Source organism: Arthrobacter sp. SAFR-044 (assembly GCF_059414985.1).
The window spans coordinates 269,876-293,549 of the sequence record NZ_JBPFDN010000006.1; the positions used below are offsets into that span (position 1 = coordinate 269,876).

20 protein-coding genes are annotated in these 23,674 nt (G+C 57.9%); 15 read left to right on the top strand and 5 right to left on the bottom strand.

The window, feature by feature from the left end; genetic code table 11:
- Position 1: 1 nt before the first annotated feature.
- The 9 genes from paaD to galU all read left to right on the top strand — a co-directional run bounded on the left by paaD (position 2) and on the right by galU (position 8,285).
- Positions 2–523 carry a 1,2-phenylacetyl-CoA epoxidase subunit PaaD gene (paaD, locus tag ACR65J_RS11925; RefSeq protein ID WP_275179827.1) on the top strand — a complete coding sequence of 174 codons (522 nt, stop codon included), beginning with the start codon at positions 2–4 and terminating at the stop codon, positions 521–523.
- A gap of 10 nt (positions 524–533) precedes the next feature.
- Positions 534–1,760: a 1,2-phenylacetyl-CoA epoxidase subunit PaaE gene (gene paaE / locus ACR65J_RS11930; RefSeq protein ID WP_440169022.1), complete on the top strand. Its 1,227-nt coding sequence runs from the start codon at positions 534–536 to the stop codon at positions 1,758–1,760.
- A gap of 27 nt (positions 1,761–1,787) precedes the next feature.
- A complete protein-coding gene (locus tag ACR65J_RS11935; protein ID WP_440169025.1) occupies positions 1,788–2,579 on the top strand; it encodes an enoyl-CoA hydratase/isomerase family protein in 792 nt (263 codons plus the stop codon).
- Positions 2,580–2,744: 165 nt separating this feature from the next.
- On the top strand, positions 2,745–3,305 hold the full coding sequence (locus ACR65J_RS11940) for a hypothetical protein (protein WP_440169027.1): 561 nt from the start codon (positions 2,745–2,747) through the stop codon (positions 3,303–3,305).
- Positions 3,302–3,583, top strand: a complete 282-nt coding sequence (locus ACR65J_RS11945) for a PqqD family protein (RefSeq protein ID WP_440169029.1) — start codon at positions 3,302–3,304, stop codon at positions 3,581–3,583. Before ACR65J_RS11940 ends, ACR65J_RS11945 begins: the two co-directional genes overlap by 4 nt.
- A gap of 4 nt (positions 3,584–3,587) precedes the next feature.
- Positions 3,588–4,796, top strand: a complete 1,209-nt coding sequence (locus tag ACR65J_RS11950) for a hypothetical protein (protein ID WP_440169031.1) — start codon at positions 3,588–3,590, stop codon at positions 4,794–4,796.
- A gap of 55 nt (positions 4,797–4,851) precedes the next feature.
- Positions 4,852–6,414, top strand: a complete 1,563-nt coding sequence (locus tag ACR65J_RS11955; RefSeq protein ID WP_440169034.1) for a tyrosine-protein kinase domain-containing protein — start codon at positions 4,852–4,854, stop codon at positions 6,412–6,414.
- A gap of 7 nt (positions 6,415–6,421) precedes the next feature.
- Positions 6,422–7,336, top strand: coding sequence for a nucleotidyltransferase family protein (locus ACR65J_RS11960; RefSeq protein WP_440169036.1), 915 nt, complete (start codon positions 6,422–6,424; stop codon positions 7,334–7,336).
- A 58-nt stretch (positions 7,337–7,394) separates the two neighbouring features.
- On the top strand, positions 7,395–8,285 hold the full coding sequence (galU, locus tag ACR65J_RS11965) for a UTP--glucose-1-phosphate uridylyltransferase GalU (RefSeq protein WP_440169039.1): 891 nt from the start codon (positions 7,395–7,397) through the stop codon (positions 8,283–8,285).
- Positions 8,286–8,295: 10 nt separating this feature from the next.
- Here galU and ACR65J_RS11970 read toward each other — a convergent pair whose 3' ends face one another.
- From ACR65J_RS11970 to ACR65J_RS11990, 5 genes are all read right to left on the bottom strand, one after another.
- Entirely contained in the window at positions 8,296–8,703 is a 408-nt protein-coding gene (locus ACR65J_RS11970) for a VanZ family protein (RefSeq protein ID WP_440169041.1), read from the bottom strand.
- A gap of 299 nt (positions 8,704–9,002) precedes the next feature.
- Positions 9,003–9,599 carry an LPXTG cell wall anchor domain-containing protein gene (locus ACR65J_RS11975; RefSeq protein WP_440169044.1) on the bottom strand — a complete coding sequence of 199 codons (597 nt, stop codon included), beginning with the start codon at positions 9,597–9,599 and terminating at the stop codon, positions 9,003–9,005.
- A gap of 170 nt (positions 9,600–9,769) precedes the next feature.
- Positions 9,770–11,056 (bottom strand): DUF4012 domain-containing protein, encoded by a 1,287-nt coding sequence (locus tag ACR65J_RS11980; protein WP_440169046.1) that lies wholly within the window; start codon positions 11,054–11,056, stop codon positions 9,770–9,772.
- A gap of 592 nt (positions 11,057–11,648) precedes the next feature.
- Complete coding sequence (locus ACR65J_RS11985) at positions 11,649–12,962, bottom strand: UDP-glucose dehydrogenase family protein (protein WP_440169049.1); 1,314 nt, start codon at positions 12,960–12,962, stop codon at positions 11,649–11,651.
- A 64-nt stretch (positions 12,963–13,026) separates the two neighbouring features.
- A complete protein-coding gene (locus ACR65J_RS11990; protein WP_440169052.1) occupies positions 13,027–14,475 on the bottom strand; it encodes a sugar transferase in 1,449 nt (482 codons plus the stop codon).
- A 306-nt stretch (positions 14,476–14,781) separates the two neighbouring features.
- Here ACR65J_RS11990 and ACR65J_RS11995 point away from each other — a divergent pair, with 306 nt between their 5' ends.
- From ACR65J_RS11995 to ACR65J_RS12020, 6 genes are all read left to right on the top strand, one after another.
- Positions 14,782–16,032, top strand: coding sequence for a glycosyltransferase (locus ACR65J_RS11995; RefSeq protein ID WP_440169054.1), 1,251 nt, complete (start codon positions 14,782–14,784; stop codon positions 16,030–16,032).
- Positions 16,033–16,112: 80 nt separating this feature from the next.
- Complete coding sequence (locus ACR65J_RS12000) at positions 16,113–17,312, top strand: hypothetical protein (protein ID WP_440169057.1); 1,200 nt, start codon at positions 16,113–16,115, stop codon at positions 17,310–17,312.
- 467 nt (positions 17,313–17,779) lie between these two features.
- A complete protein-coding gene (locus tag ACR65J_RS12005) occupies positions 17,780–18,742 on the top strand; it encodes a glycosyltransferase (RefSeq protein ID WP_440169107.1) in 963 nt (320 codons plus the stop codon).
- Positions 18,739–19,893 carry a glycosyltransferase gene (locus tag ACR65J_RS12010; protein ID WP_440169059.1) on the top strand — a complete coding sequence of 385 codons (1,155 nt, stop codon included), beginning with the start codon at positions 18,739–18,741 and terminating at the stop codon, positions 19,891–19,893. The genes ACR65J_RS12005 and ACR65J_RS12010 overlap by 4 nt, the downstream gene beginning before the upstream one ends.
- Complete coding sequence (locus ACR65J_RS12015) at positions 19,886–20,995, top strand: glycosyltransferase family 4 protein (protein WP_440169110.1); 1,110 nt, start codon at positions 19,886–19,888, stop codon at positions 20,993–20,995. The genes ACR65J_RS12010 and ACR65J_RS12015 overlap by 8 nt, the downstream gene beginning before the upstream one ends.
- Positions 20,988–22,091: a glycosyltransferase gene (locus ACR65J_RS12020; protein WP_440169061.1), complete on the top strand. Its 1,104-nt coding sequence runs from the start codon at positions 20,988–20,990 to the stop codon at positions 22,089–22,091. The genes ACR65J_RS12015 and ACR65J_RS12020 overlap by 8 nt, the downstream gene beginning before the upstream one ends.
- The last annotated feature ends 1,583 nt before the right edge of the window (positions 22,092–23,674 follow it).

Sequence of the window (23,674 nt, forward strand, 5' to 3'; positions counted from 1 at the left end):
CGTGTACATCTCGGATTTCGAATCCCGGACCCGCACCCCGGAGCAGAAGGCCTGGGACATCGCGGCCACCGTGGTGGATCCCGAGATCCCGGTGCTCAGCATCGCGGACCTGGGCATCCTGCGGAAGGTGGACGTGGCGGGCGGCGAGGTTACCGTAACCATCACCCCCACGTACTCGGGCTGCCCGGCCATGGACGCCATCCGTGACGACCTCTACACCGCCTTCAAGAAGGAGGGCTACGGGGACGTGCACGTGGACCTGGTCCTGGCCCCGGCGTGGACCACGGACTGGATGACCGAGGCCGGCAAGCAGAAGCTGCAGGAATACGGCATCGCCCCGCCCAGCGGGAACTCCCGCGCCGGCGGCCATTCCGGCCCCATCCGGCTGAGCCTGGCCGTGAAGTGCCCGCAGTGCAACAGCCTCAACACCAAGGAACTCACCCGCTTCGGTTCCACGTCCTGCAAGGCGCTGTATGTGTGCCAGGACTGCAAGGAACCGTTCGACTACTTCAAAGTCCTGTAAGGAAGCCCCCATGCCTGTTGTCCGCCAGACCGCCGCCGAAGAGGCTGAGGTGACCGGCCGCCGTCGTCCGTCCTTCCATTCCCTTGCGGTGAAGGAGGTGCGCCGGCTCACCGACGATGCCATCGAGGTCAGCTTCCATGTGCCGGCCGAGCTCGCCGGCAAGTTCGACTACCTGCCCGGCCAGTACGTGGCCCTGCGCACCACGCTGCCGGATGAGTCCGGTGAGCCGAAGGAAATCCGCCGCAGCTACTCCATCTGCGCCGAGCCGCGCAGCTTCGCGGACGGCACCAGCGAGATCCGCGTGGCCATCAAGAAGGACCTGGGCGGGCTGTTCTCCACGTGGGCCAATGCCGAGCTGAAGGCGGGGGACACCCTGGACGTGATGAGCCCCATGGGCGCGTTCGTGTCCAAGCACGGCCGGGACGGTGTGGCCGTGGACCAGAACGTCATGAACTCCATGAACCACCCGGAGGACCTGGCAGGGGAGGCCGGGAACTTCGTGGCCATCGCGGCCGGGTCCGGCATCACCCCGGTGATCGCCATCGCCCGGACGCTGCTGGCCGCCAACCCGGACACCAGGTTCGACCTGATCTACGCCAACAAGGCCGCCATGGACGTCATGTTCCTGGAAGAGCTGGCAGACCTGAAGGACAAGTACCCGCAGCGGCTGGCCATCCACCACGTGCTGAGCCGCGAGCAGCGGATCGCGCCGCTGCTCTCCGGCCGGATCGATTCGGAGAAGCTGCAGCAGCTGCTGGGCACCGCCCTGCACGCGGACGATGTGGACGAGTGGTTCCTGTGCGGGCCGTTCGAGCTGGTCCAGCTGTGCCGTGACACCCTGGCCGAGCGCGGGGTGAAGCCGGAGAACGTCCGGTTCGAGCTGTTCACCTCCGGCAAGCCGGACCGCCCGGAGGGCCACGCCGGCCGTCCCGTGGTGGTGGATGAGTCCAAGGAGACGTACAAGATCACGTTCAAGCTGGACGGCCTGCAGGGCGAGGTGGCCAGCCCCACGCACGCCCGCGAGTCGATCCTGAACGCGGCGCTGCGGGTCCGCCCGGACGTGCCGTTCGCGTGCGCAGGGGGAGTGTGCGGCACCTGCCGGGCCAAGGTGGTCACCGGCAGCGTGACCATGGACGAGAACTACGCGCTGGAGCAGGATGAGCTGGACAAGGGCTACGTCCTGACCTGCCAGAGCCACCCCACCAGCAAGGAAGTCACGGTCGACTTCGACGTCTGATCCGTTTTCCCCCAACCAAGGAGCCCCATGATTTCCCTTTCCATCAGCAACGGCATCGCCGAGGTAGTGCTGGACGCGCCGCACAAGCTGAACTCGCTCGATGAGCAGGCGCTGCGGGATTTAGCACAGGCGTACGACGACGCTGCTGCCGCCGCCTCACGCGGTGAGGTGCGGGCGCTGCTGCTGAGGGGAGAGGGACGCGCCTTCTGCGCGGGCCGGGACATCGCCGGGGTCACCCCGGAGAACGATGACGCCGCCGCGTACCTGGGCGGGCTGGTGGAGCCTTTGTTGCAGAAGATGGCTGCATTCCCGGCGCCGACGTTTGCTGCGGCACAGGGCGCCTGCCTGGGCGTGGGGCTGGGGCTGCTGCTGGCCACGGACGTGGTGTACGTGGCGGAGAACGCGAAGTTCGGCTCGCCGTTCGCCAAGCTGGGGGCCACCCTGGACTCGGGTGGGCACTGGTACTTCACGGAGCGGCTGGGCATGCACCGGACGCTGGACCTGATCTACACGGCGGACCTGATCTCCGGCGCAGAGGCGGTGGCGCAGGGCATGTTCAGCCGCGCCATGCCTGCTGGCTCGCTGCTTGAGTCGACGCGGGAGATCGTTTCGCGGGTGGCTGCCGGCGCCACGGGTGCCTTTGTTGCCTCCAAGGAGCTGGTGGCGCACATCCGCGACCAGCGGCTGGGCCTGTGGCAGGCCATGCAGGAGGAAAACGAAGAGCAGGCACGCCTCTGCAAGACCGATGATTACGCGGAGGGTTTCCGGGCGTTCCAGGAGAAGAGGGAACCGAAGTTCACGGGAATCACGCTGCTGTAATTAGCCTTAAGCAAGCCTTGCAGAATTCTTGAGTCAACCTTGCAAGGCCGTTTCAGAAATCTTTATTTGCGTTCGTAAGAGTAGGCGAAGCCGGGCAAACCGGCCGATGCGCCCTGCCGGTCTCACATTGGCAGCCGCAGCTGGAAACCTATTCTGGGGGCACAATTGTCTGAAGTTTTGAACGCGGATGCCGAGGGTCAAGAAGAGGGCGGCTTTAGTCGCCGTCGCGTCGTCGCGGGTGTGGCCTGGTCCCTGCCCGTTATTGCTACGGCCATCGCCGCTCCCGCCGCTGCCGCATCAGGAGCGATCTCTATAACGTCCGGCCCCCTCACTGGCATTACCTACTCCAAGCAGCAAGGGGCGGGTGGAACGCGAAATGGTCAGGGGCCGGCCAACCTGACAATCCAGAACACCTTCACGACGGCACAGACAGTGACAGTCGGAATTACTGGCACAGTTGATACCGGAACCGTTGCCACAGGTATTGCCGTGAAGTCCTTGAATGGAAACACCGTGACTGCCGGAAGCTTTACTGGGTTTTCTTCGACGGCGACTCTTACTGTTGCTCCCAACCAGTCTGCAACGCAGGCAATATCCTTCTATTACGTGGACGGTACAGGCCAATCCAAAGTGGTCAGCGGTCAGAAGTACACCTTCACGATGACGCTCACTTTTGGATCGTCCACGCCCGTAGTGATCGCCGGCATCACAATGATCATCCCGTGATCTGGCACCACTCCGGTCACGTTGCCCAGGTCTGCACCAAACCACGGGCCCGCGTTGCCCTGCTGCACCTTGATGCAACCCAGCCGGTGGTCTTGGAAGGACCGGCTGCCGTCATCTGGGACCTGATTGACGGCCAGCGGAGCGAACGCGAGATCCTTGCCGAGCTTGAGATTACCTTCGAGGACCAGGCGGGACAGATGCAGGCCCAGGTGGAAGGCTTCCTGGCAAGCCTCGAGGCGCAGCGCCTGATTGAGGCTGCCCCCGGCGCCGGGCACTAACGGCATGACGTCTACGGGGATCGCAGGGTTGGTGTGGCAGCAGCGTCTGCTCGACGAACTGGCCAGGGGCAGTGACCTGCTGTGCCTGGACGTCTTGGGACAACAGTTTGTGGTCCGTTGGGGCCGCGCAGTCACCTGGCAGCAGCGCGTTGCTATGGGTTTAGCCTGGGCTCGGTGCATCAGCGCCGATGAGCCTCAGTTGCCGCCGGTGCCACCGGAACCCACTCCCGGCACGCGATTCACTGCCTCGGTCGCCAACACGTCCACCAAGCACCCGGCTGGCACCTTCCAGTTGGAAGCCACCTCATTTGAAGAGCTGGCTGAGAACCTAACGTCCCGTCTAACGGTGGCAGCCATCCTGGCCAATGCCGGTGAACTGACCATGCTTCATGCCTGTGGCGTGGCGGACCCCAGTACGGGGGCCGTGGTGGCGCTGGTGGCCAAGTCGGGAACGGGGAAAACCACTGCAGCCTCCGTGCTCGCCAGAAGCTATTGCTACGTCACGGACGAGACCGTGGCCATTGCATGGGATGGCTCCGTGGTTCCCTACCCCAAGCCGCTGTCCGTAAAGCAGGGTGCGGGCGCACCCAAACGCCAGGTCGGGCCGGACGAGTTCGGACTCCAGCCAGCCCCGGCTATGCCCTTCATCCAGTCGATCGTGCTCCTGAACCGGGCCCAGGAGAACCGCGCAACCGCTCCCGTGCTGGAAAAGGTACCGCTGGCCGATGCGGTGCTCGCGCTGATCCCGGACTCGTCCTCGCAGGCAGAGGTCGTGGATCCGCTGCAGTCGCTCTGCCGCCTCATCGAAAGTGTTGGGGGAGCGTGGCAGGTGACCTATTCGGAGGCCGCCGATCTTCCTGCAGCGCTGGCGCCCCTTTTCCGGCTTCAGCCGGTACCAGGGCGAGAGTGGGAACCCGCCGCAACAGAAGGTGCCCAACCGGGGCACCTTCCAGCGGGTAGCTTCCAGCGCAGGGACCCCAAGGACGCTGTAGCCATCGGAGACGACCTGCTGATCATGCTGGACAACGAAATAGTGCGCCTGGCGGGTATCGGCCCCGCGGTCTGGGAGGCCTGCGCCCGCCCGGCAAGCCTGGACGAGATCACGAACCACGTCTGTAGGGTGCACGGCCAACCGGAAGGTTACCGCGCGGCCGTCGCCGGAGCTGTAGACCAGCTCATCGCAAAGTCGATTTTGGTACGCGGCCTCGTTTGAACAGCCCGCACGCCCGCACGCCCGCACGCAAGAAACTTGAGTTTAAGGAACCCTCATGAGCGCAACAGCAGCCCCCGCGGAGACACCTCCCGGCCTGGACCTGGCTGACTACCTGAACGTCCTCCGGACCTACTGGAAGGCAATTGTCGCCTTCACCCTGCTGGCCACCTTGGCCGCCGCCGGATGGACTGTCATCCAGCCCAAGATCTACTCGTCCGATTCCAGCGGCATCGTTGTCACGCCGGGCTCGGACAACGTGAGCCTCGCACTGGCCGGCGACAGCCTCGCCAAGGCCAAAGTCAAAAACTACGAGTCGGTGGCAAAATCACGGCTGGTCGCGGACCGGGTCATCCAGGCCCTCGACCTGAAAACCACTGCCGATGCCCTGCTCGGCAGCATCAGCGTGAAGGTTCCGCTGGACACGGCAGAGATCAAGGTCACCGCACAGTCGACTGATCCCGCCACCGCCCAGCGTGTAGCGGACGCTTGGGTGAATGGCCTTGCAGCGCAGGTGGAAGCCATCGAGACAGCGCCATCCGCCGAGTCGGCTGCCGGTGCCGCAGCAACGCCCGACGCCGGAACACAAGCCGGTGCAGCAACGGCGGTCCGTGTCCTCCCGCTGGGCAAAGCTGTGCTGCCCAGCAGCCCCTCGTCACCCAACACCAAGCTCAATCTGGCCCTGGGCGCCCTCATCGGTTTGGCCCTCGGGTTGGCGTACGCACTCATACGCCGTCACCTGGACCGCCGGATCCGCAGGGCGGGGGACATTGAGCGGCTGTTCGGCGTACCCGTCATCGGCACTCTCCCGGTGGACCACCGGCTGGACGAGAAGAGCACCATCGTGGACGCCGGCACCGCAGCGCAGCTGCACGACGCCGGCGGGGCCATGGCGGAGGCTCTCCGCGAACTGCGCACCAACCTCAGTTTTCTCGACGTGGACCAGCCACCACGGGTCATCGTGGTCACCAGTTCGCTCCAGGCCGAGGGCAAATCGACTATGACGGCCAACCTTGCGGTCACCATGGCGGCAGCGGGTGAAAACGTCGTTGTGGTCGACGGCGATCTTCGCCGGCCCACACTGGTGGACGTTTTCAACCTTGTTCCCGGCGTTGGGGTCACTGATGTGCTCACGGGTACGGCCGATCTGGCTGACGTCCTGCAGCCCTGGGGAGCCCTGCCAAACCTCTCGGTGTTGGGATCGGGGCGGATCCCGCCCAACCCCAGCGAACTGCTTGGGTCCCGGGCCATGAAGAATATGCTTGCCACCTTAGCGAAGGATGCCGTGGTCCTCATCGACGCACCGCCGCTTCTTCCGGTGACTGATGCTGCTGTCCTGTCCCGGGCAGCGGACGGCGCAATCGTTGTCATCCGCACCGGCAAGACCACCCAGGAACAGCTGGACCAGTCCCTTGGAAACCTCGAGAAGGTGAAGGGTCGCGTCCTCGGCGCTGTCCTCAATTACGTCCCGCTTAAGGGCACGGACGCCTATTCCTACTACGGAACCTACAAGGCCGCATCTATACCGGCCGCGGAGATGGCTGCAGTGCTGGACGGACAGGAAGAAGACGTCCTTGCCGCCCTGGAAGCTGCGCCGGGCGGCCGCAGGGCGAGAGTGTAGGAATACCGTGACCAACGCTTCCCGTAAAACGGAGCTCAAGATCCCGGAGGGTGTGCTCCTGGGCCATGCACTGGTGGCGCGTCTGGCAGCCGGACTGGGCATCAGGGCCTTCTTCATCAAGGGGCCGGTGAGCGTCCTTCAGGGGCTCCGAGAAGCCAAGGTGTCTGCAGATGTGGACGTCGTCGTTGATCCGTTACGTCTAGAGGACTTGATGCAGGGACTGCATGAGCGGGGCTGGCGTGGACGGCCGGTCGACCCGGACAGCAGGACTTTCCCAAAGCACTCCGTCACCTTCTACCACCCCGAGTGGCCGTGTTGTATCGACGTCCATTTCCGCTTTCCAGGCATGGAAAGTCCCGGGCCCGACTGCTTCGAAAGCTTATGGGCGAACACTGAAACCCTTGAACTTGCGGGACAGCGGCTTGTTGTTCCGAGCAGGGAGCTTGGCGTCCTGTTTTTGGCCCTGCACGCCCTGCGCACTCCGGCCCTGCCTTCTTGCATTGACGAGCTTGAGTACCTCGCGGACCTTACGGGCAGGGAAGGCCTGTCGGGGAGAGTCCTGGAGCTCGCCCGGGCCACAAGCTCTCTGGCGGCCGTTCGGCCGTTCCTGGAAGTGCTTCTTCCCAGTGGTGTCACTGTTGTCTGGCAGGAGCCCTCTCCGGAGTGGCGCAACCGTGTGGCAGCGCAGGACCCGGGGAGCGCACGGCTCTTGGCTATCCTACAGGCGCCCTGGAGCGAGAAACCAAGGATGCTGTGGGGCGCGCTCTTCCCTGCCCGGGAAGTTTTCCTCAGTGGAAACATCTACGCAGACTTGTCCTTGCCCGGACAACTCCGGCAACATCGCGCCCGTTGGGTGAGATTCCTGCGGGGGCTTCCCCGCCTCATTTGGGGGCTCCGTAAGGTTCCATTCAAGGGTGATTGAGCTTGTCGATTCGGTATCCAATTGCCGGTTAACCCACCAAATTTGTTAAGGTTCAGCTATGACTACGGGGAAAGCTATTACCAAAGCCGTCATTCCTGCTGCCGGATTGGGAACACGCTTCCTGCCCGCCACCAAGGCAATGCCGAAGGAAATGTTGCCGGTGGTTGACCGCCCGGCCATCCAGTACGTGGTGGAGGAAGCCATCGACGCCGGCCTCTCGGACCTGCTGATGATCACCGGTCGCAACAAACGCGCGCTGGAGGACCACTTCGACCGCGAGCCTGGCCTCGAGGCCGCGCTTGAAGCCAAGGGCGACAAGGACAAGCTGGGTTTGGTGGAGTATGCCTCTAACCTGGGCCCCATCCACTACGTCCGCCAGGGCGAGGCCAAGGGGCTGGGTCACGCTGTGCTCTGCGCCCAGCAGCACGTGGGGGACGAGCCTTTCGCGGTGCTCCTGGGTGACGACCTCATTGACGAGGCAGAGGACCTGCTGAGCACCATGATGGAGGTCCAGCAAAAGACCGGCGGCTCGGTGATCGCTCTGATCGAGGTTGACCCCTCCCAGATCAGCGCCTACGGCTGCGCCGACATCTCGCCCGTGGACGGCGAGGACTACGTGCGCGTCAACAGCCTCGTTGAGAAGCCCGCTGTTGCTGATGCACCGTCCAACTTGGCGGTCATCGGCCGCTACGTGCTGCACCACAATGTGTTCAGCGTATTGGAGAACACGGAGCCGGGCCGCGGCAACGAGATCCAGCTGACCGATGCCCTGCAGACCCTCGCGGCCGGCGAGGGCGAAGGCTCGGGCGTGTATGGCGTGGTCTTCAAGGGCCGCCGCTACGACACCGGTGACAAGCTGAGCTACCTCAAGGCCGTCATCACGCTCGCATCCGAGCGCGTTGAATTCGGTGAGGACCTGAAGACCTGGATGAAGGGCTTTCTCGGGTAGTCTCGACCCTCTACTGCTTCTGAGAGGTCCGTTGCCGAAAGGCTGCGGACCTCCCTTTTTGAATCGCCACGCCGGCCATCAAGGCACCGATGATAGCCCCTGACGTATTTGTTATGACGTCTGACGAGCTTGCAAAACGGTCGTGAAGAAACAGGAACTGTCCCAGTTCGATGCAGCCAGATATGAACATGCCGAAGGCGCCAATTTGCCACCACTTTTTATGTGGAAAGGCTAATGCGGCTACAAATCCGACGGGGATCAATAGAGCAATATTTGCTGCGGCCTCTACAAAGTTGTAGTCGAACCAACCGGGAACACCGTGGTGGTGTAGGAATCTCAGTGTGGCGGCGAGCTGTCCTGAGACGGGCTTATCCACGGGCGACGGCCAGAACGCGACCAGAGCTAGTGGCACCGCCATGGCTGCGAGAATTAGCTGCCAAAGTCGGCGGTTGCGGAGATGCTTCAAAGGGGCCCTAGGAAGTCCGCAGGAGGGCGTACGCCGCAGTGCCTAGGGCGCAGGCCGCGAGGAGCAAGAGAAGGGCGCAGGCCAACACCTGTGGCCGGGGGAGCTGTATGGAAAAGTCGTACTCGCGTGGTGCTCTCCGCCAATGTCTCCCCATAGCTCTAATAGATACCACATGGTCTTAAAAGCAGTAGGTGGGTGCTCCTCCATTTCGGAGGAGCACCCACCTTCGTTGGTGCTATATAGCGTTGGTGCTAGGCTGCAGCTTCAGCCTTGGCGCGGCGGCGAACCACCACGACGGAGGTTGCGCCGGCGGCCAGTGCGCCTGCGCCCACCAGGGTCCACAGTATGAGGCCGGAGTCGGCGCCGGTGTTGGCCAACGGAGCGCCGCCCGTGGTGCCTGCAACATTGCCACCGGTGTTAGCCAGTGAAGCTGCAACAGTCACGGTTACGGGCCCAACGGTGACACCAGACGTTTCACCGGTAGCGGTCAGGCTGTAGGTGCCGGCTTCGTTGATGGCGATCGGCAATGCGAAAGCGCCCTTGGCGTCAGCAGTAGCAGTCAAAGTGTGTGCTTCGGTTACAACGTTGATACGGGCAGCAACAGCACGGCTACCGGCAATGTTGGCGCCGTTGGAGGCAGGAGCCTGACCGGGCGTGACGCGGATGATCAGTCGTTCTCCCGCCAGGAAACCCTGGCCGCGGAACACGAAGCTTTCACCCGGCCCGACGGTGCCGTCAGAAACTGCGGCCTGCGGCGGAAGTGCCGGGTAGGTTGCGGCCATGGCGGGTGCCGAACCGATCAGTGCGATGGAGCCTGCGAGCGCGAGTGCAGCGAAAGTCTTCTTCATTTGTGTCCCCCCGGAGACGTTAAAGTTTTGATACCCGATTTTGGGGAGATGTCCCCTCCGCACGAGACCATGTGCAGAACTACGGATAAATATCCCAGATAGAAGGTACCATCCCGATTCGATCGTAACCAACCTCAATCCAGTCGGTTTACATAGTGTTAACGCAGCCGTCACTGGCCTTGATCGCAGGACGCATTTTCGGTGGGCAGGATCACGTCCTTTACTTGCTGGACAGTGGGCGTGACAACCACGTTAGGTTCCGTGTGCTGGACGATCTTTCCGAAAGTGAAGTCCACCGTTTTGCTTTCGCCAGGCGCAAGTTGCTGGGCCACAACACCGACTGGCCTGTTCGCGTGGATGTAAGGGGCGAATGGAGTTTTTTGGCCGTCAACGGTGGCTGACTCAACGTTTGCTTGCACGGGCCCGTACGCGATGATGTTCGTCTGAACGGTCCCCGGCTGCACGCCGTAGACGCCGCCGCCGGTAACGTACGCCGGTAGCGACGCAGCTGCGTCCAGAGGAGCCGTATTCGTGCTGGTCACGCGCACCGTCGTCTGTTCATAACCATCAGCAGGGCACTCTTTGACGAGTTGGACTTTGCGTTTGACGTAGTAATCCATCTTGGCGCCTGTGCCGTCGTTGAAATAGACGCCAAACTCTGCAGGTGGCACGCTCGGCCCCGATATAGAGCCGCTGAGGGAGTACTTAGAGATAACTGCCTGTTCGGAAGGGTTGTTCGACCACACGAGGACGCGACCTTCTTCTGTCCCGCGGGTTATACCCGTGATGAGGGCTTTCGCTTCTCCCTTGCCGCTGGCAAGAGCAGCGAAAACTTCCTTAGCTACGCCTGCGAAATACGCGTCCTGGAGCTTGGGTTGCTGGATCTTTGCATAGACCTCAGAGAGCAAGGTCGGCACAACATTATTGCCTGTCAGCGCTGTCGGCAGGCCAGCGGTCTGCGCAGCCCCAAGTTCTGGCCCGTTGATGTCAATTGGGCCCGTGGACTGAAGAATGTAGCTGAGGACTACTGGATCTAACGAGATGACCCCGTCGACGCGTTGGCCGGTCTTCTTTTGCCACATCATTTGAGCAGTGGCCGCCGTGGTAGGGAAGTCCGGAGTGAGATTCACGTCCTGCATGTACTTGCCCAGACGAGTTGAATAAATCTGTTGTTGTTCGGGCTCAACGGGCAAAGCTGGGGACATGATGCCGATGTCAACAGCACTTTGCTGCGCCCCGAGGGACAGCTTGCCCCCGTCGAGGGTGAGGACGGCGAGAGCGCCGGGTATACCACCTGATGCCCGCGCCTCTGCATTGTTCTGTATAACGAGAAGGTAGTTTCTGATCCCGTCGGCGCCAAGCATTGCGGGGGCAATACTTGCCGCATCTGAAGCAGAGTTCAATGCGGCTACTGTCTGGCGTAACTCATTTCGAGCTTGGATCAACGGGTCCGCCACCTGGGGCAGCAAGTTAGACGTATCTATCCCATCGAGTCTCTCCGAGGTGGCTCTGACAGCGTAAGCCGATGAAGCAACACTCGGCGCTGCGGACCTAAGTGGATCTAGGTTGGTACCCGGGCCACTTGGTACTAGGGTCTCCCAATCGAGAGACTCGTACACGTTTAAGAGCGGAGTCAGCGCTAGGGCGCCAACGTCATCGGTCGCCCGCGCGACCTCCGATACGGCAGCCAGGTTGGGGCCAATCCAAGGGAGCCCTGACGCAAGTGTCCAGACCGGGTCTCCTGCGTCTGACCGTGCGCTCGAAGTGTGCTCCCGGAGTCTCCTTAACGTATCAGCAGCCGCAGTTGCGTCGGACGCGAAAATCTCCTGCTTTAGCTCAGGGATAAGACCTGATGCGGCCTCTAACTGAGTTTTTATAGAAACCGCTTTGAACCCCAGCCAAGCCGCTCCAAACACACTGATACCTACTAGCGTGAGGAAAGGGATCCCTACAGTTAACAAGCGCCTGAGTCTTCTCTGATTCGGCCGTCGCGTAGGCGTAGTTCTACGACCTGACGGAGGCACACTGTCAACGGCTTTATTGCTCATTTTAGGGGCGGCCCAGCCCGCGGAATGTCCAACCTGCAGCCCGCCATTTCTTGGCATCAAGCACGTTGCGGCCGTCTAGGATTTTTCTGTCCACAACGAGGTTGGCAGTTTCATAGGGGTCTAAATCTCGATATTCGGGCCATTCCGTCAGCAGCAGAATGGCGTCGGCCCGGTCCAGGGCAACTTCAGTTGACTTTTCATAATGTAATTCTGGAAAGCGGCGAGCCGCATTTTCGAGCGCCTCCGGATCTGAAACGGTGACAACTGCTCCTTGAAGCTGCAATTGGGCCGCAATGCTCAAGGCGGGAGAGTCGCGAACATCGTCGCTTTGAGGTTTGAATGCAGCGCCGAGGACGGTGATGCGCCGACCTAGCAGCGATCCGTCGCAGAGATCGCGAGTCAGTTCAACCACGCGTGTGCGGCGTCGCATGTTGATAGCATCCACTTCACGGAGGAAGGTCAGAGCCTGATCCGCCCCGAGTTCACCGGCGCGGGCCATGAAAGCCCGAATATCCTTGGGAAGACATCCGCCCCCAAAACCGACCCCTGCGTTGAGGAACTTACGGCCAATTCTGTCATCCATACCTATAGCGTCAGCAAGCAGGCTGACATCTGCGCCTGCGGCATCACACAGCTCGGCCATCGCGTTAATAAAAGATATCTTTGTGGCAAGGAACGAATTAGCCGCAGTTTTTACCAGTTCTGCAGTGGGCAAATCTGTCACAAGTCGCGGCGTGCCCTCGCTCAAGGGGATCTCGTAGACCTTATCTAGTTCCTTTACCGCGGGGTTATCTTCACTGCCATCGGCCACGCCATACACGAAGCGATCCGGTTGAAGTGTGTCTGCGACCGCGTGCCCTTCGCGAAGGAACTCGGGATTCCACACAAGATGGGCGTTGGCGCAAGCACGATGGACGATACTAGTTAGTCGAGCGGCCGTCCCCACGGGCACCGTCGACTTGCCGACGACTAGGTCCCCGGAGGAAAGATGAGGCATAAGAGCATGAACGGCTGCGTCTACATAAGTTAAGTCGGCAGCATTCTCTCCCTTTTTCTGGGGAGTCCCAACACAGACAAAATGAACAGAACTTCCCTGGACTGCGGCCATATCCGTAGTGAATGAGAGGCGACCCGTGGCCTGCACTTCTTTTAGCAGGTTTTCCAACCCAGGCTCGAAAAAAGGGGCATGACCTGCTGACAGGTCCTTTATCTTATTTTCGTCCACGTCAACCCCGACCACTTCATGGCCGAGTTTTGCCATGCAGGCCGCGTGGACTGCTCCTAAGTAACCGCAACCGATAACTGAAATGCGCATTTGTGGTGCCTTTCCCCAACAAGGATGAGCGATACTAAGACGGCGGACGAGATCTTGTTCGTAGTTAGAACGCGCCGGTGCTTGCGAATACGGCTTTGAAAGTCTTGAGCAGAATAATTACATCACTCATTAGCGACCAATTCTCTACGTAATACAGATCCAATCGGATGCTTTCTTCCCAGCTCAAGTTTGAACGACCGCTCACCTGCCACAATCCACTCATCCCTGGGCTTACATACAAGCGTCTGTGCGCGGCATCGTCATAGAGTGCAACCTCTCCCGCGCGCTGCGGGCGGGGACCTACAAGACTCATGCTTCCCCCCAAAACGTTGAGCAGCTGGGGCAGTTCGTCCAGGGAAAACTTTCGAAGAACCCGGCCTAGGGGCGTAATGCGTGGGTCATTCTCCACTTTGAATAGCGGCTGGTCGCCAGTACCTTGTGCTTCGAGCAACGCGGTGAGTTCTGAGTCGGCATTCGCCTTCATCGAGCGAAACTTCAGCATGTTGAAGGTCGTGCCCCGCAGACCTATCCGTTCCTGTCGATAGAGGACTGGTCCCGGGCTGGTCCACTTGACCAAGCCTGCCAAGAGAAGAAACAGCGGAGACAGCAGAACCACAAGCAGACCTGCGACCAGCACATCAAAGCTGCGTTTTGCGACTTTCTTGCCCCCGGTCAGTTTCGGTGTGGAAACATGGATCAAAGGCAGACCCGCAACAGGTTGCGTATGTATTCTGGGGCCGGCTATGTCTGTTAGCGCCGGCGCCAGAATCATGCCGATGTCCCTTGCTGCGAGTTCCCAGCCGAGTTTTCGCAGATCGTGGGGGTGCAGGTTGACACCAGCGGAGATGGCCACGGCGTCGACCTCTGTCGCCAAAATTACAGCCAAAATAGAATCATAGTCAGCCTCGACGCCAGTAACGGGAATTTCTAAAGGAGCAGCGAGAGGCCGTTCAGCTCCTGGTAGGTGGGCAGCCACGGGGAGATAACCAGCAGCTGGCGCGCTTCTTAGGGAGCGGACGAGGTGCGCCGTTGAGTGAGGTCCTCCAATAAGAAGTACTCGCGAGGTGCTCTTCCCGTGGGTTCTCTCTAGGCTAAGATGCTGCCGAACGAGCCACCTACCAATTATGAGGCCGATAGCACCAGCGGGAAAGGCTAATCCAACGAACCCGCGCGCTGTCTCAATCCGCAAGGCATAAGAGACTATCGCTACAAAACCGAACAACCATGCGGAGCTTGAAATGATCCGCTTGTATTCTTCTGTACCCGACCCGAGTATTTTTGGTTCTCGTGAGCCCCAGAAACCCAGCATCGTCCACCAGGCGAGGACTAGGGCTGCCGAAAGCAGAACGTAGTCCAGATCAGAGGTCCTACTTTGTTCGAGATCCGAAAATCCAAACCGAATTCCGTAAGCTCCTGCAACCGCCCAAACGATGACGAATGCGTCCACGACGGCTAGCCGACGGGAATATTTAGCCCGCCAAGAAGCAACCGGCCTCATGCTTGTCCCCCTCATAGGACCGCTTCGTTACCCCAACGAGCGTCCCGACTGATCATACAGGGCGCAATTTGGGTGTTAGAACGTTACATCGTCGCTCTGCTTCTGCAACGGCAGCAGTGTGGCATGGAGAGGCGACGGTGATAACCTGAGGACAACGCTGCTCTCTCTCTCGGTCTCACCTCATGTGATGACCTTCGGGTCCTTTTCTACAGGGCGGGAAGTTAGGCGAAAACCATAGGCCGGCGAAGCAGGTCCACTTCATCTAACTGACGGTATCAGCTTCATGAAGACGTATGACGTAAAACACGGGGGGAAGCTGACGTGAACGAAGGAAAGAATTCGACAGGACTCAACGTCCTCCTACTCACAAAGCAGAGTTTTGCAAGCCCCCGTGATGGAGGCACCATGCGCACGAGCTCGGTTCATGGTGAGCTTGTACGACGCGGCATAAATGTAACCACGGTAGCAGTGGAAACACCAGAGATGGAACGAAGGAAAAGTTCTCCTGGGACTGGTTTCAAACATTTTGGCCAGAAGGCCCGTGTGCTGTTGGGCTTTGGGCGTATAGGCAGTGTCACGTCTGCGCGCTGGTGCAGAATGAGCGTTGTTAACGCAATTTTGGAAAAGCAGTCAGAAACGGATTTTGATTGTGTTGTCATCGAATACACGCAGCTTGTAGGTTATCTGCCACTTTTCACGTCGCCGGTCCTCCTAGACATGCACAATATTGAGTCCGAATTGCTCAGAAATTATGCACGTTCGTCGAAATCGTGGCTTCGGCGCTTGGTTGCGACATATGAGGCCCGCCGTGTTTCTCGGCTTGAGCGGCGCCTACCCTCGATGGTCGAAGCGATATCAGCGGTGAGTAAGCACGATGTTGAGATTGCTCAATCATGGATGCCCAAAGGAAAAGAAGATATTGCAACGATAATTCTGGCCCCCAATGGCGTATCCGAGGCGGGTTTCTCGCTTAGGGACAACCGCCATAATGATGTTGTTTTTGTTGCGCACCTTGGATGGCAACCAAACGTCGATGCAGCGAAGTGGCTGGCAACTGAGGTTTGGCCTTTGGTTACGGCACAGCGACCGGACTTAACTCTTCGTATCATCGGCCGCGCCCCGTCGTTAGAAGTGCAGGCTCTGGCCAGAACGGGAATATCAATACACGGAGATGTCCCAAGTGTTGTGGAGTATGTTGCGCGGGCTCGAGTGGCGACGGCTCCGCTTCTAGCTGCCGGTGGGACTAGGCTGAAGATACTTGAAGCACTTTCGTGTGGAACCCCCGTGGTCGCGACTTCCCTGGGTGCCTTGGGGCTTGAGGTGTTAGCCGGAGAATCTCTGGCTATCGTTGACTCGCCAGCAGACTTCTCGGCGGAAATTTTGAGACTTGCTGCCATCGAGGTCGATCGGTCACTGCCGCGCGGGTTGGTGAAAGAATATAGGTGGCCGACAACGCTGAGCGTACTCGGCAATGAAGTAGAGAGGTTGGCGAGAGATTCCAAAGATTCCCGAAAGGAAATGGGTAATACCACGCTGACCATGACCTCGGATGCTCAAGCTAGGATCCGGTGATGCTGCGCCCATTACAGAGTCGCACGATCGTCTCAGAACCAGTGGGGGACCTCGGCGTAGCTGGTCGAAGAAAATCTCAAATGCTTTTGTTGGTCGTTGGTATCGCTGTTTACGGTTCCATTTATTTGCAACGGGTAGCTATACCCGGTAGTGCAGTAGGAATCGGTGCCACCCTGCCTTACGTCGGCCTGTTAGTAATCTATGCCAGCGGAAATCTTTCGCTAAGACGTAGAACATTGGTCACTGGACTCATTCTATTTGCTGCTTTGGGTGCATCAGCATTAGTTAGCAGTACTTATTCACCATTATCAAGCACAGGCGCCTCTCTGGGCCTGATTGTCCTAATGTGGACCCCTTTTCTTTTCGCTGTTAAGCAAGATGATAATTTGCTGCCAAATGCTCTGAAAACATTTCAGTTTGCGATGGTGCCAATCTCCATTCTGACCATTTTGCAATTTGCTCTTCAGTCGAATTATCCACAATGGCTTGATCCCATTTCACTGATACCTAGTAATTGGCTTCTTCCCGGCTACCAGGCTGCTTATGAGTTTCAATATGGAAGCGGAGTGCTTAAGGCAAACGGCGTTTTTTTCGTAGAGTCGAGCTTTGCGTCGCAGTATCTCGCACTTGGCGCCCTGGCGTCCCTTTCAATCCGCCGTTACTTCGCTCCGCTTTTTATGATTGCTCTTATCATGACTGGAGGCGGGACGGGCATCATTATGTTGCTTATAGGTTTGGCCGTTTACGTGGCACGTGGATCTCTTAGAGCGCGTATTCTAACTATTGCTTGTGGTTCCATCGGCCTTCTGGGTATGAATTGGCTTGGCTTGTCGAATGAGATCTTGGGGAGAGCGGGCGAGCTGAACGGCGAAAACACGTCCGGCTCACTTCGCTTCGTTCAGCCGTACGATGCGGTTGCTTCGGCGTTTGAGAAGTACCCAAGCAGCGCTCTTTGGGGACTGGGCCCTGGGTCAGCAGACTCATATGCGGCGTCTGTCGGAGTTCGCGGAAATTTTTCCATGATTCCAAAGTTGCTAATCGAGTACGGCATAGTGTCGACGGTTTTGTTCGTGCTCGCGGTAGTTGTCATTATTCTCCAGCTTAGAATGGATTATGCGCTCAAACTGCCCATCCTGGCCATGATTCTCGTTCTGTCTGGCGCCTTGATTCAAGCCCATACAGGCTTGCTCCTTTGGTCCTTTGTCATAGGCGCTTCCTGGCAAAGGGGAGGAAGGTCTGATGGCAAGTTTCAGAAAACGGTACCCCATCGTTTTCGATAAGAATCCACGTTTAGTGTCGTGAAGCTACGGTCAATTGCAGTATGCTCGCGTTTACTTAGCATTTGAGCTGTCGTTATATAATCGCAATGCCTTTATCCCGTACCCATACGCCGACCGGCCATTCCGCAAATTTCCATCGGGCTGGAGAGGTGAGTAGGAATCGCGGCCGTGGTAGTCTCGGCTGGGTTCCCTGTGACCCGTTTATTGTTTAGGACGAGCTTGAGTTCGAGCTTTTGCGAACCAATGGAGAACGACGACTTCTCCGTGCGCGGTGTGCTGCACGTGGCTATTACAAACTGCCTGGTCATGCGCCGTCACCTATTAGGGGGAAGATCTACTTGATAATTACCGTTTTCACCATAAGTATTTGCTTTTTTATTCTAGGTGTCTTATTACCGTTGCTACAGCCGCGACAGAGACACCAGAATGACTTGACCGGGGCGCCGGCTAGTGACTCTTTGGCAACCGTGGATGTGGTGATAGCCGCATACCTTGAGGCCTCAGTTATAGCTTCAACTGTTCAACGGCTTCAGAGGCAGCTTGCCGGCGCGGGCGTTGCCGGGAAAGTCATCGTGGTGGCTAGCGACGATGATACGTACCAGGCGGCTGCAGCCGCTGATAGAACCTTAAAAGTTCCACGAAATGGAAAGCCTGCGGCCCTGAATGCAGGGGTGTCCGCGTCTGAGGCCGATATTGTGGTGCTAACAGACGCAAACTGTGCTATTGAGCCGGACGGGTGGCCACTTTTCGTCCAGACAGGGCTCAGGTCTGCCCGGCTTCTAACGGGCAGCAAGCGAGAACGGGGCGCAAGAGAGCGTCTCTTCTGGCGCTATGAAGGGCTTCTGAAGTCGCGACATGGCGAGCAGGAACTTTCGGCCACTCTCGCTGTGGTAGGAGAGTTCCTTGCTTTTAGACGAACCGACTACATCCCCATATCGGCCACAACAATGGCTGATGACCTGGCCCTGGCCCTTGATTTCAATCGTCGCGAACTCCGGGTCGCGGCTGTTCCGAAAATCTACACCGTTGAGGACCCCGCCTCCCCGTCTGAGCAGTGGGAACGAAGAGTTCGAATCGTTTGCGGTCTTCTTTCAGAAGCAATTCCCCGTGTGCCGCAGCTTCTGACATCGACTGTAGGACGCGCATACTTAGTCCACAAGGTCTACCGCGTAACGGTCGGAGTCGGCGCGTTCTGGATTGCCGCATTTTTTGCGATGTTCCTTTTTCCTCCCTACGGCGCTTTATTGACCGTATCAGTCGTGAGTTGGGCAGTTCTTAGATATCGTGGTTTTATCAGCCTTAAGTCTCCACTTGATCCATTATTTGACGTAATTGCTATGCAGGCTATTCCGCTCGCAGGCATGGCGCGGCTAATCCGTCGACGACTTAGGGGCGGCAAAGTAGTTGGATGGGTCAAGGTTCCAAGATGAAGAAGGACAAGTTGACCGGTTACGGTACCGAACTGCGGCGCGTTGCCTACTTGAACGTGCACGATCTCAACTACCCCCGAAATCGGCTCATTCGGCGGAAGCTACAGCAGGTCGGCTCCTATGAAATAGCTGTAACGCAAAAAATCGAGTCGCCGCATTTCGTAGCTAAAACAATCTTGAATAGCGTTGCTATGTTGCGTACGGCATGGCGCAGCGATGTTGTCGTATTGTCTGAATTTTCGCTGCGGTATGCTCCTTTCACTTGGTTCTTATCGCGAATTAATGGTGCCGTTCACGTTGTGGATGGGTTTGTCCGGCTCTACGAGACACGAGTAGAAGATCTTTCCCAAGTCAAGCCCCGCTCATGGAAAGCCCTAGCGTACAGGGTCGTCGACGCACTGTCCGTGTTCTTCTCAGATGTGTACTTGGTCGATACGAAGGTAAGGGCCGCGGGAATCATGACGAGCACGAAGGCCAGAACCAACGTGGTGTCGTTACCTGTGGGTGCGCCTGGCTGGGCACGTTGTGCATATCCTGCAGTGAACTCTGAGGACGTGAGATTGCTCTATTATGGCAACTACATCCATTTGCATGGCGTTGACACCATCGTCCGGGCGGTTGCGCAACTTGATCCTGACCGCAAAGTTACCCTAACTCTGCTTGGGGACGGGAAATTGCGCCCGGAAATTGAAACACTGGTCCACGAATTGGGAATTGAGAACAGGTGCCGCTTCGTTGACGCAGTACCCGAAGCGCAGCTTTGCGAAATAATTGCTGAACACGATGTAATCCTAGGCATTTTCGGGGAATCAGAGAAGGCAGCATCTGTACTTGCTAACAAGGTGTGGCAGGGCTTGGCCTGCGGGCGGCTGCTAGTTACCCGCGAGAGTTCTGCCCTTGAGGAGATACATGCCGGGGTGGGCGAACAACTGCAAACCTGCCTAGCTGGAGATCCTGAAGATCTAGCCAATACTTTATTAGATGTCATTGATCGTTCGTTAATTACGAAAGATTACTCTAGTTCATCCGATACGTTAAACGAATATGTTGATCGCGAATTCTCCTCGTTCCTGACATATCTCTCGCAATCTTTGACACGAAATTCTTTTGATAATGTACGCGCCCATTATGTGGCGGGCCGCCATGATTAGTGCAGGTGTCGTAGCCAGGACAGGAAAGTCTGGAGGTGCGGAAGACTATATTGTTCGACTCTATGACAGTCTCCAACGGGAGAATGTTTCCTCTATCCTCTATGGGGAGGTCGAAGGCTGGGGCGCTAGTGGGAGGCCTTCCGTGCCTCTCGTTCTCGGTGATAAGTGGACCAGGAGTACGTTTTTACAGGGTGTGAGTCAATTGCCACGGGAACGTGCAGAGATTGAGAGGGCGGTAACTCGTCACCCGGCTGATCTTTTCCATCTTCACTTCAAGCGTGAACAGATTGGTTTTACGGATGTTCTGCAGAAATTTGGGCCCGTATTGTGGACTGAACATGGCCGCTTTGGCCGCGGCCCCTATTCGCGACTGATTGCTAGGCTCTATGCAAGGGCCGCGAGAAGGGTCGATGCTATCGCGTGCGTGTCTGAATACGTCGCTTCTGATGTCCGGCAGATTACTGGTCTTGATTCAAACGTATTCGTTATACCCAACGCTATTGACACCCGTAAATTTCGTCCCCCGACCCCTGCTGAAAGGCGGGCCGCAAGGCAACGGCTCGGCCTCAGCGATGATGAATTGGTTTTCGCGGCCGTAGGCCGTCTTGAGCCAAATAAACGACCTATGTTAGCAGTCGATCTGGCCCTGTCGATGGGCGCTACTCTCCTCTTAGCGGGCGGTGGATCACTGGAGGGGCGTGTAAGGGAGACTGCGTTGACTTCGAACCAAAATATACGAATGCTCGGGCAGATACCGGACGCCAGAGATGTGTATTGGGCGTCAGACATGCATCTGTTCTTGTCCTCAGGCGCAGGCGAGGGCTTCCCCACGGTCTTGGTGGAGGCCGCGGCAAGCGGTCTTCCCACGCTCGGGATCGACGGCAGTGGATTCGAGGCGGAGATTAGGAGTGGAGGCACTGTAGCCAAGGATGGTGAATTGGCATCTCTAAGGCAGGTTGTCCCCGGAGTCCTTGCTGAGCGGAAAGCATACGCCCTGTCTGGTCGAGAGTGGTCCATGGCTTTCGATGTTCTTCCGTGGGCCAAGAACCACCTAGATCTTATGAACGAAATTCGCACTGACTGGATGGAAAAAAATGACTGACTCTTCGGTTCGGAGTATTTCGACATTCGATGCAATCCGTTTCACCCCGGAGATTCGCAGTGCGTATATTGAGCGGTTTGAGGATGGGCCGGATGTGCTCACTTTGTACGGCAAGGCACTCTACTTGGATAGAAGCGTCCTAGAAAGTTCAGGCAAAACCTACATTCCTATGACCGTTCTGGCGACGTGCGCATTCATCCTAAAGAGTGGACCAAGGTATGTTGAAGTTCCGGAACCCTTGTGGACGAGGAAGATGTTGCACACATTCCTTTTGCTCGTTTGCGCCCACGTGGCGGGTGCATTGCGCTTCCGACGGACGATGACCTCAACATACTGCATAGAGAATGAAGACGCAGGACGGATAGCACGCGTCCCGGAAGTGATTCCACGGAAACTCAGGGTTGCAGTCTTGCGGACGCCACTCTGTCTATTCGGACTTTTAATTCGTCGGTGGATATTTGGCACTGCCGCCTCGCGAGAAACGTACGAAGCCGTCCTCGGCCCCTTCTGGGGGTATGTTGACCGACGCTCAGAACTAGTTTGGCCGCTACCGAGTGCTTGCGAATGCTCGAAATTGCCTTCAAAAGATCCGAGTAGGGTCCTCTTCTTGGGCGCACTAACGACACGTAAAGGTATTTTCGAGCTACTAGCCGGCTGGGATGAATTGGATATCCGAGGCTCATCGCTGAATCTCTCAATCATGGGTGGAGGAGACCTGGAGCACCTTGTTCAAGACTGGGCGAAGGGAAAGCCGAATGTAAAGGTGACGATCTCGCCGGCCCGTGCTCAAATTCATGAGGAGCTCCGTCAAGCCGGCGTTCTTGTACTACTTTCCAAGCCGGAGAGGTACTGGAGAGAACAAATCGGGTTGCCGCTGCTTGAGGGCCTTGCCCACGGTTGCCGGGTCGTAACGACCGCACAAACAGGAATAGCATCGTGGCTGGCTGATAACGGTCATTGCGTTGTCAACGACGCTGGAAACCCCGCTGAGGTCGCTAGTGCGCTCAGTGAGGCTAGTGAAGCTGGCTTTTGGTCGACAGCAAGTCTCCCGGAGATAAATGGAAGAGCTGCTGCTGCCTTCCGCATGCACGAGTGACGTTTGGTTCTAGACGCTCCGCTGCTTCGTTTACCCGTTCCTCTTTCAATGTGTTTGCCTTATTGGTTATAGGGGCGATAGTGAGTTATGTAAGGACTTTGACCAGGCTGCTTGGCCTCGTGATTATTCCAGTATTCGGGCTAGTTAGCCCGCTCTTGGTCATTCCGGCAATTACGTCAACTTTTGGTGCCGATGCATGGGTCGGCGTTGCCCTAGGGCAGTCAGTTGGAGGCGCAGGCTCTGTCCTAGTTGAATTAGGGTGGGGCTTAAGCGGTCCTCAGCGTGTCGCAAGGCAGGGGCGGAACTTTCGTCTCCAAATCATGGCAGCGTCAGTTCTGAGCAAGCTCTTGGTATTCTTGCCCGTCGGCGCCGTTGCTTTCGCAGTAGCGTACTCGTTGTCTCCCGCCTACCAGGTAGAGGCGGGTCTAGTGGCCGTGGGCGCGACCTCATTGGGACTCAGCTGTTCTTGGTTCTTTATAGGTACCAAGCGCATAGGAAGCCTGGTCGTCGCTGATGCGATTCCGCGAACGACTTGCGCAGCCCTTTCCGCAGTCGTGATTCTGATCGGTGGCCCCCTTTGGACGTATCCACTCCTGGGGATGCTGTTGCCATCCCTGGTATCGCTTTGGCTGGCTTTGTTGATAAATAGAGTTTCGTACTCGCATATGGGGGCCTTTAGCTTTCGTCGAATCATCTCTCTTATTGTCATTCAGAGGACGGCGCTTAGTGGACGAGCGTTGAGTGCTGTCTATATTGCTCTTCCTGTCACTATAGTTACACTGGCTTCACCTGTGTCAGCGCCTGTGTTTGCCGCCGCTGAGCGCCTGCAAAGGATGTATTTGCAGCTGCTGGGAGCATTTCCTAATGTGATGCAGTCGTGGCTCGGGAGCTCCAGAAACCGTCGAGCCAAGAAGTCCAGGGCGAACTCGGTTATACTTTATAATTTTTTTCTTGGTGTTGTTGCCGGCTTGGCGTTCAGTATTGGCGCTCCATATGCTGCAACTTATGTCTTTTCCGGAGTCGCGCCGATCCCATTTGAGATTTCGTCTGTAAGTGGCCTGCTAATTCTTCTAGTGTGCTCATCCAGAGCGACCGGCGGCTTGGCCCTAGTGGCCTTTCAAAAACTTCACATCATCGCGTGGAGTGCATTGGCAGGAGTTGTAGTTGGCGTTCCTGCGATATTCATTTTTGCTCGTTGGCTCGGTCCACTCGGGGGAGTAGTTGGGGAGGTTACGGCAGAATCTGCCGTACTAGCAATCCAGCTAACAGGCCTATATTTTGCAACCAAAAGGCGCCAGGCCCATAGAGCTGTGACTCCTCGAAAAGTGAGTCTAACGGCAGCAGAACGTTAAGCCTTCAGTTGCTCAGTTATGTGCCCCCAAACCCTGCATTCAATAAATGGCAAGTTCTCGTAGACCACGACGGTGGGCGCACCGGGGACTTTCTGTATGCGGATTATCGGCTCTTCCCGGTTCCTATGGAGACGGATGGATGGGATAGGATCATGTGGCCTTTCGGTTCTGCAAGAGAATTACTTACGTGTTGGTGAGCTAGTTCCCGTATCTGCGGCAATAAATTCGCTA

What these genes read in the sequence shown, in the direction of transcription:
- paaE (WP_440169022.1), top strand. Translation starts at nt 534, where the DNA reads ATGCCTGTTGTCCGCCAGACCGCCGCCGAAGAGGCTGAGGTGACCGGC.
- ACR65J_RS11935 (WP_440169025.1), top strand. Translation starts at nt 1,788, where the DNA reads ATGATTTCCCTTTCCATCAGCAACGGCATCGCCGAGGTAGTGCTGGAC.
- ACR65J_RS11950 (WP_440169031.1), top strand. Translation starts at nt 3,588, where the DNA reads ATGACGTCTACGGGGATCGCAGGGTTGGTGTGGCAGCAGCGTCTGCTC.
- ACR65J_RS11955 (WP_440169034.1), top strand. Translation starts at nt 4,852, where the DNA reads ATGAGCGCAACAGCAGCCCCCGCGGAGACACCTCCCGGCCTGGACCTG.
- galU (WP_440169039.1), top strand. Translation starts at nt 7,395, where the DNA reads ATGACTACGGGGAAAGCTATTACCAAAGCCGTCATTCCTGCTGCCGGA.
- ACR65J_RS11970 (WP_440169041.1), bottom strand. Translation starts at nt 8,703, where the DNA reads ATGGCGGTGCCACTAGCTCTGGTCGCGTTCTGGCCGTCGCCCGTGGAT.
- ACR65J_RS11975 (WP_440169044.1), bottom strand. Translation starts at nt 9,599, where the DNA reads ATGAAGAAGACTTTCGCTGCACTCGCGCTCGCAGGCTCCATCGCACTG.
- ACR65J_RS11985 (WP_440169049.1), bottom strand. Translation starts at nt 12,962, where the DNA reads ATGCGCATTTCAGTTATCGGTTGCGGTTACTTAGGAGCAGTCCACGCG.
- ACR65J_RS11990 (WP_440169052.1), bottom strand. Translation starts at nt 14,475, where the DNA reads ATGAGGGGGACAAGCATGAGGCCGGTTGCTTCTTGGCGGGCTAAATAT.
- ACR65J_RS12000 (WP_440169057.1), top strand. Translation starts at nt 16,113, where the DNA reads ATGCTTTTGTTGGTCGTTGGTATCGCTGTTTACGGTTCCATTTATTTG.
- ACR65J_RS12010 (WP_440169059.1), top strand. Translation starts at nt 18,739, where the DNA reads ATGAAGAAGGACAAGTTGACCGGTTACGGTACCGAACTGCGGCGCGTT.
- ACR65J_RS12015 (WP_440169110.1), top strand. Translation starts at nt 19,886, where the DNA reads ATGATTAGTGCAGGTGTCGTAGCCAGGACAGGAAAGTCTGGAGGTGCG.
- ACR65J_RS12020 (WP_440169061.1), top strand. Translation starts at nt 20,988, where the DNA reads ATGACTGACTCTTCGGTTCGGAGTATTTCGACATTCGATGCAATCCGT.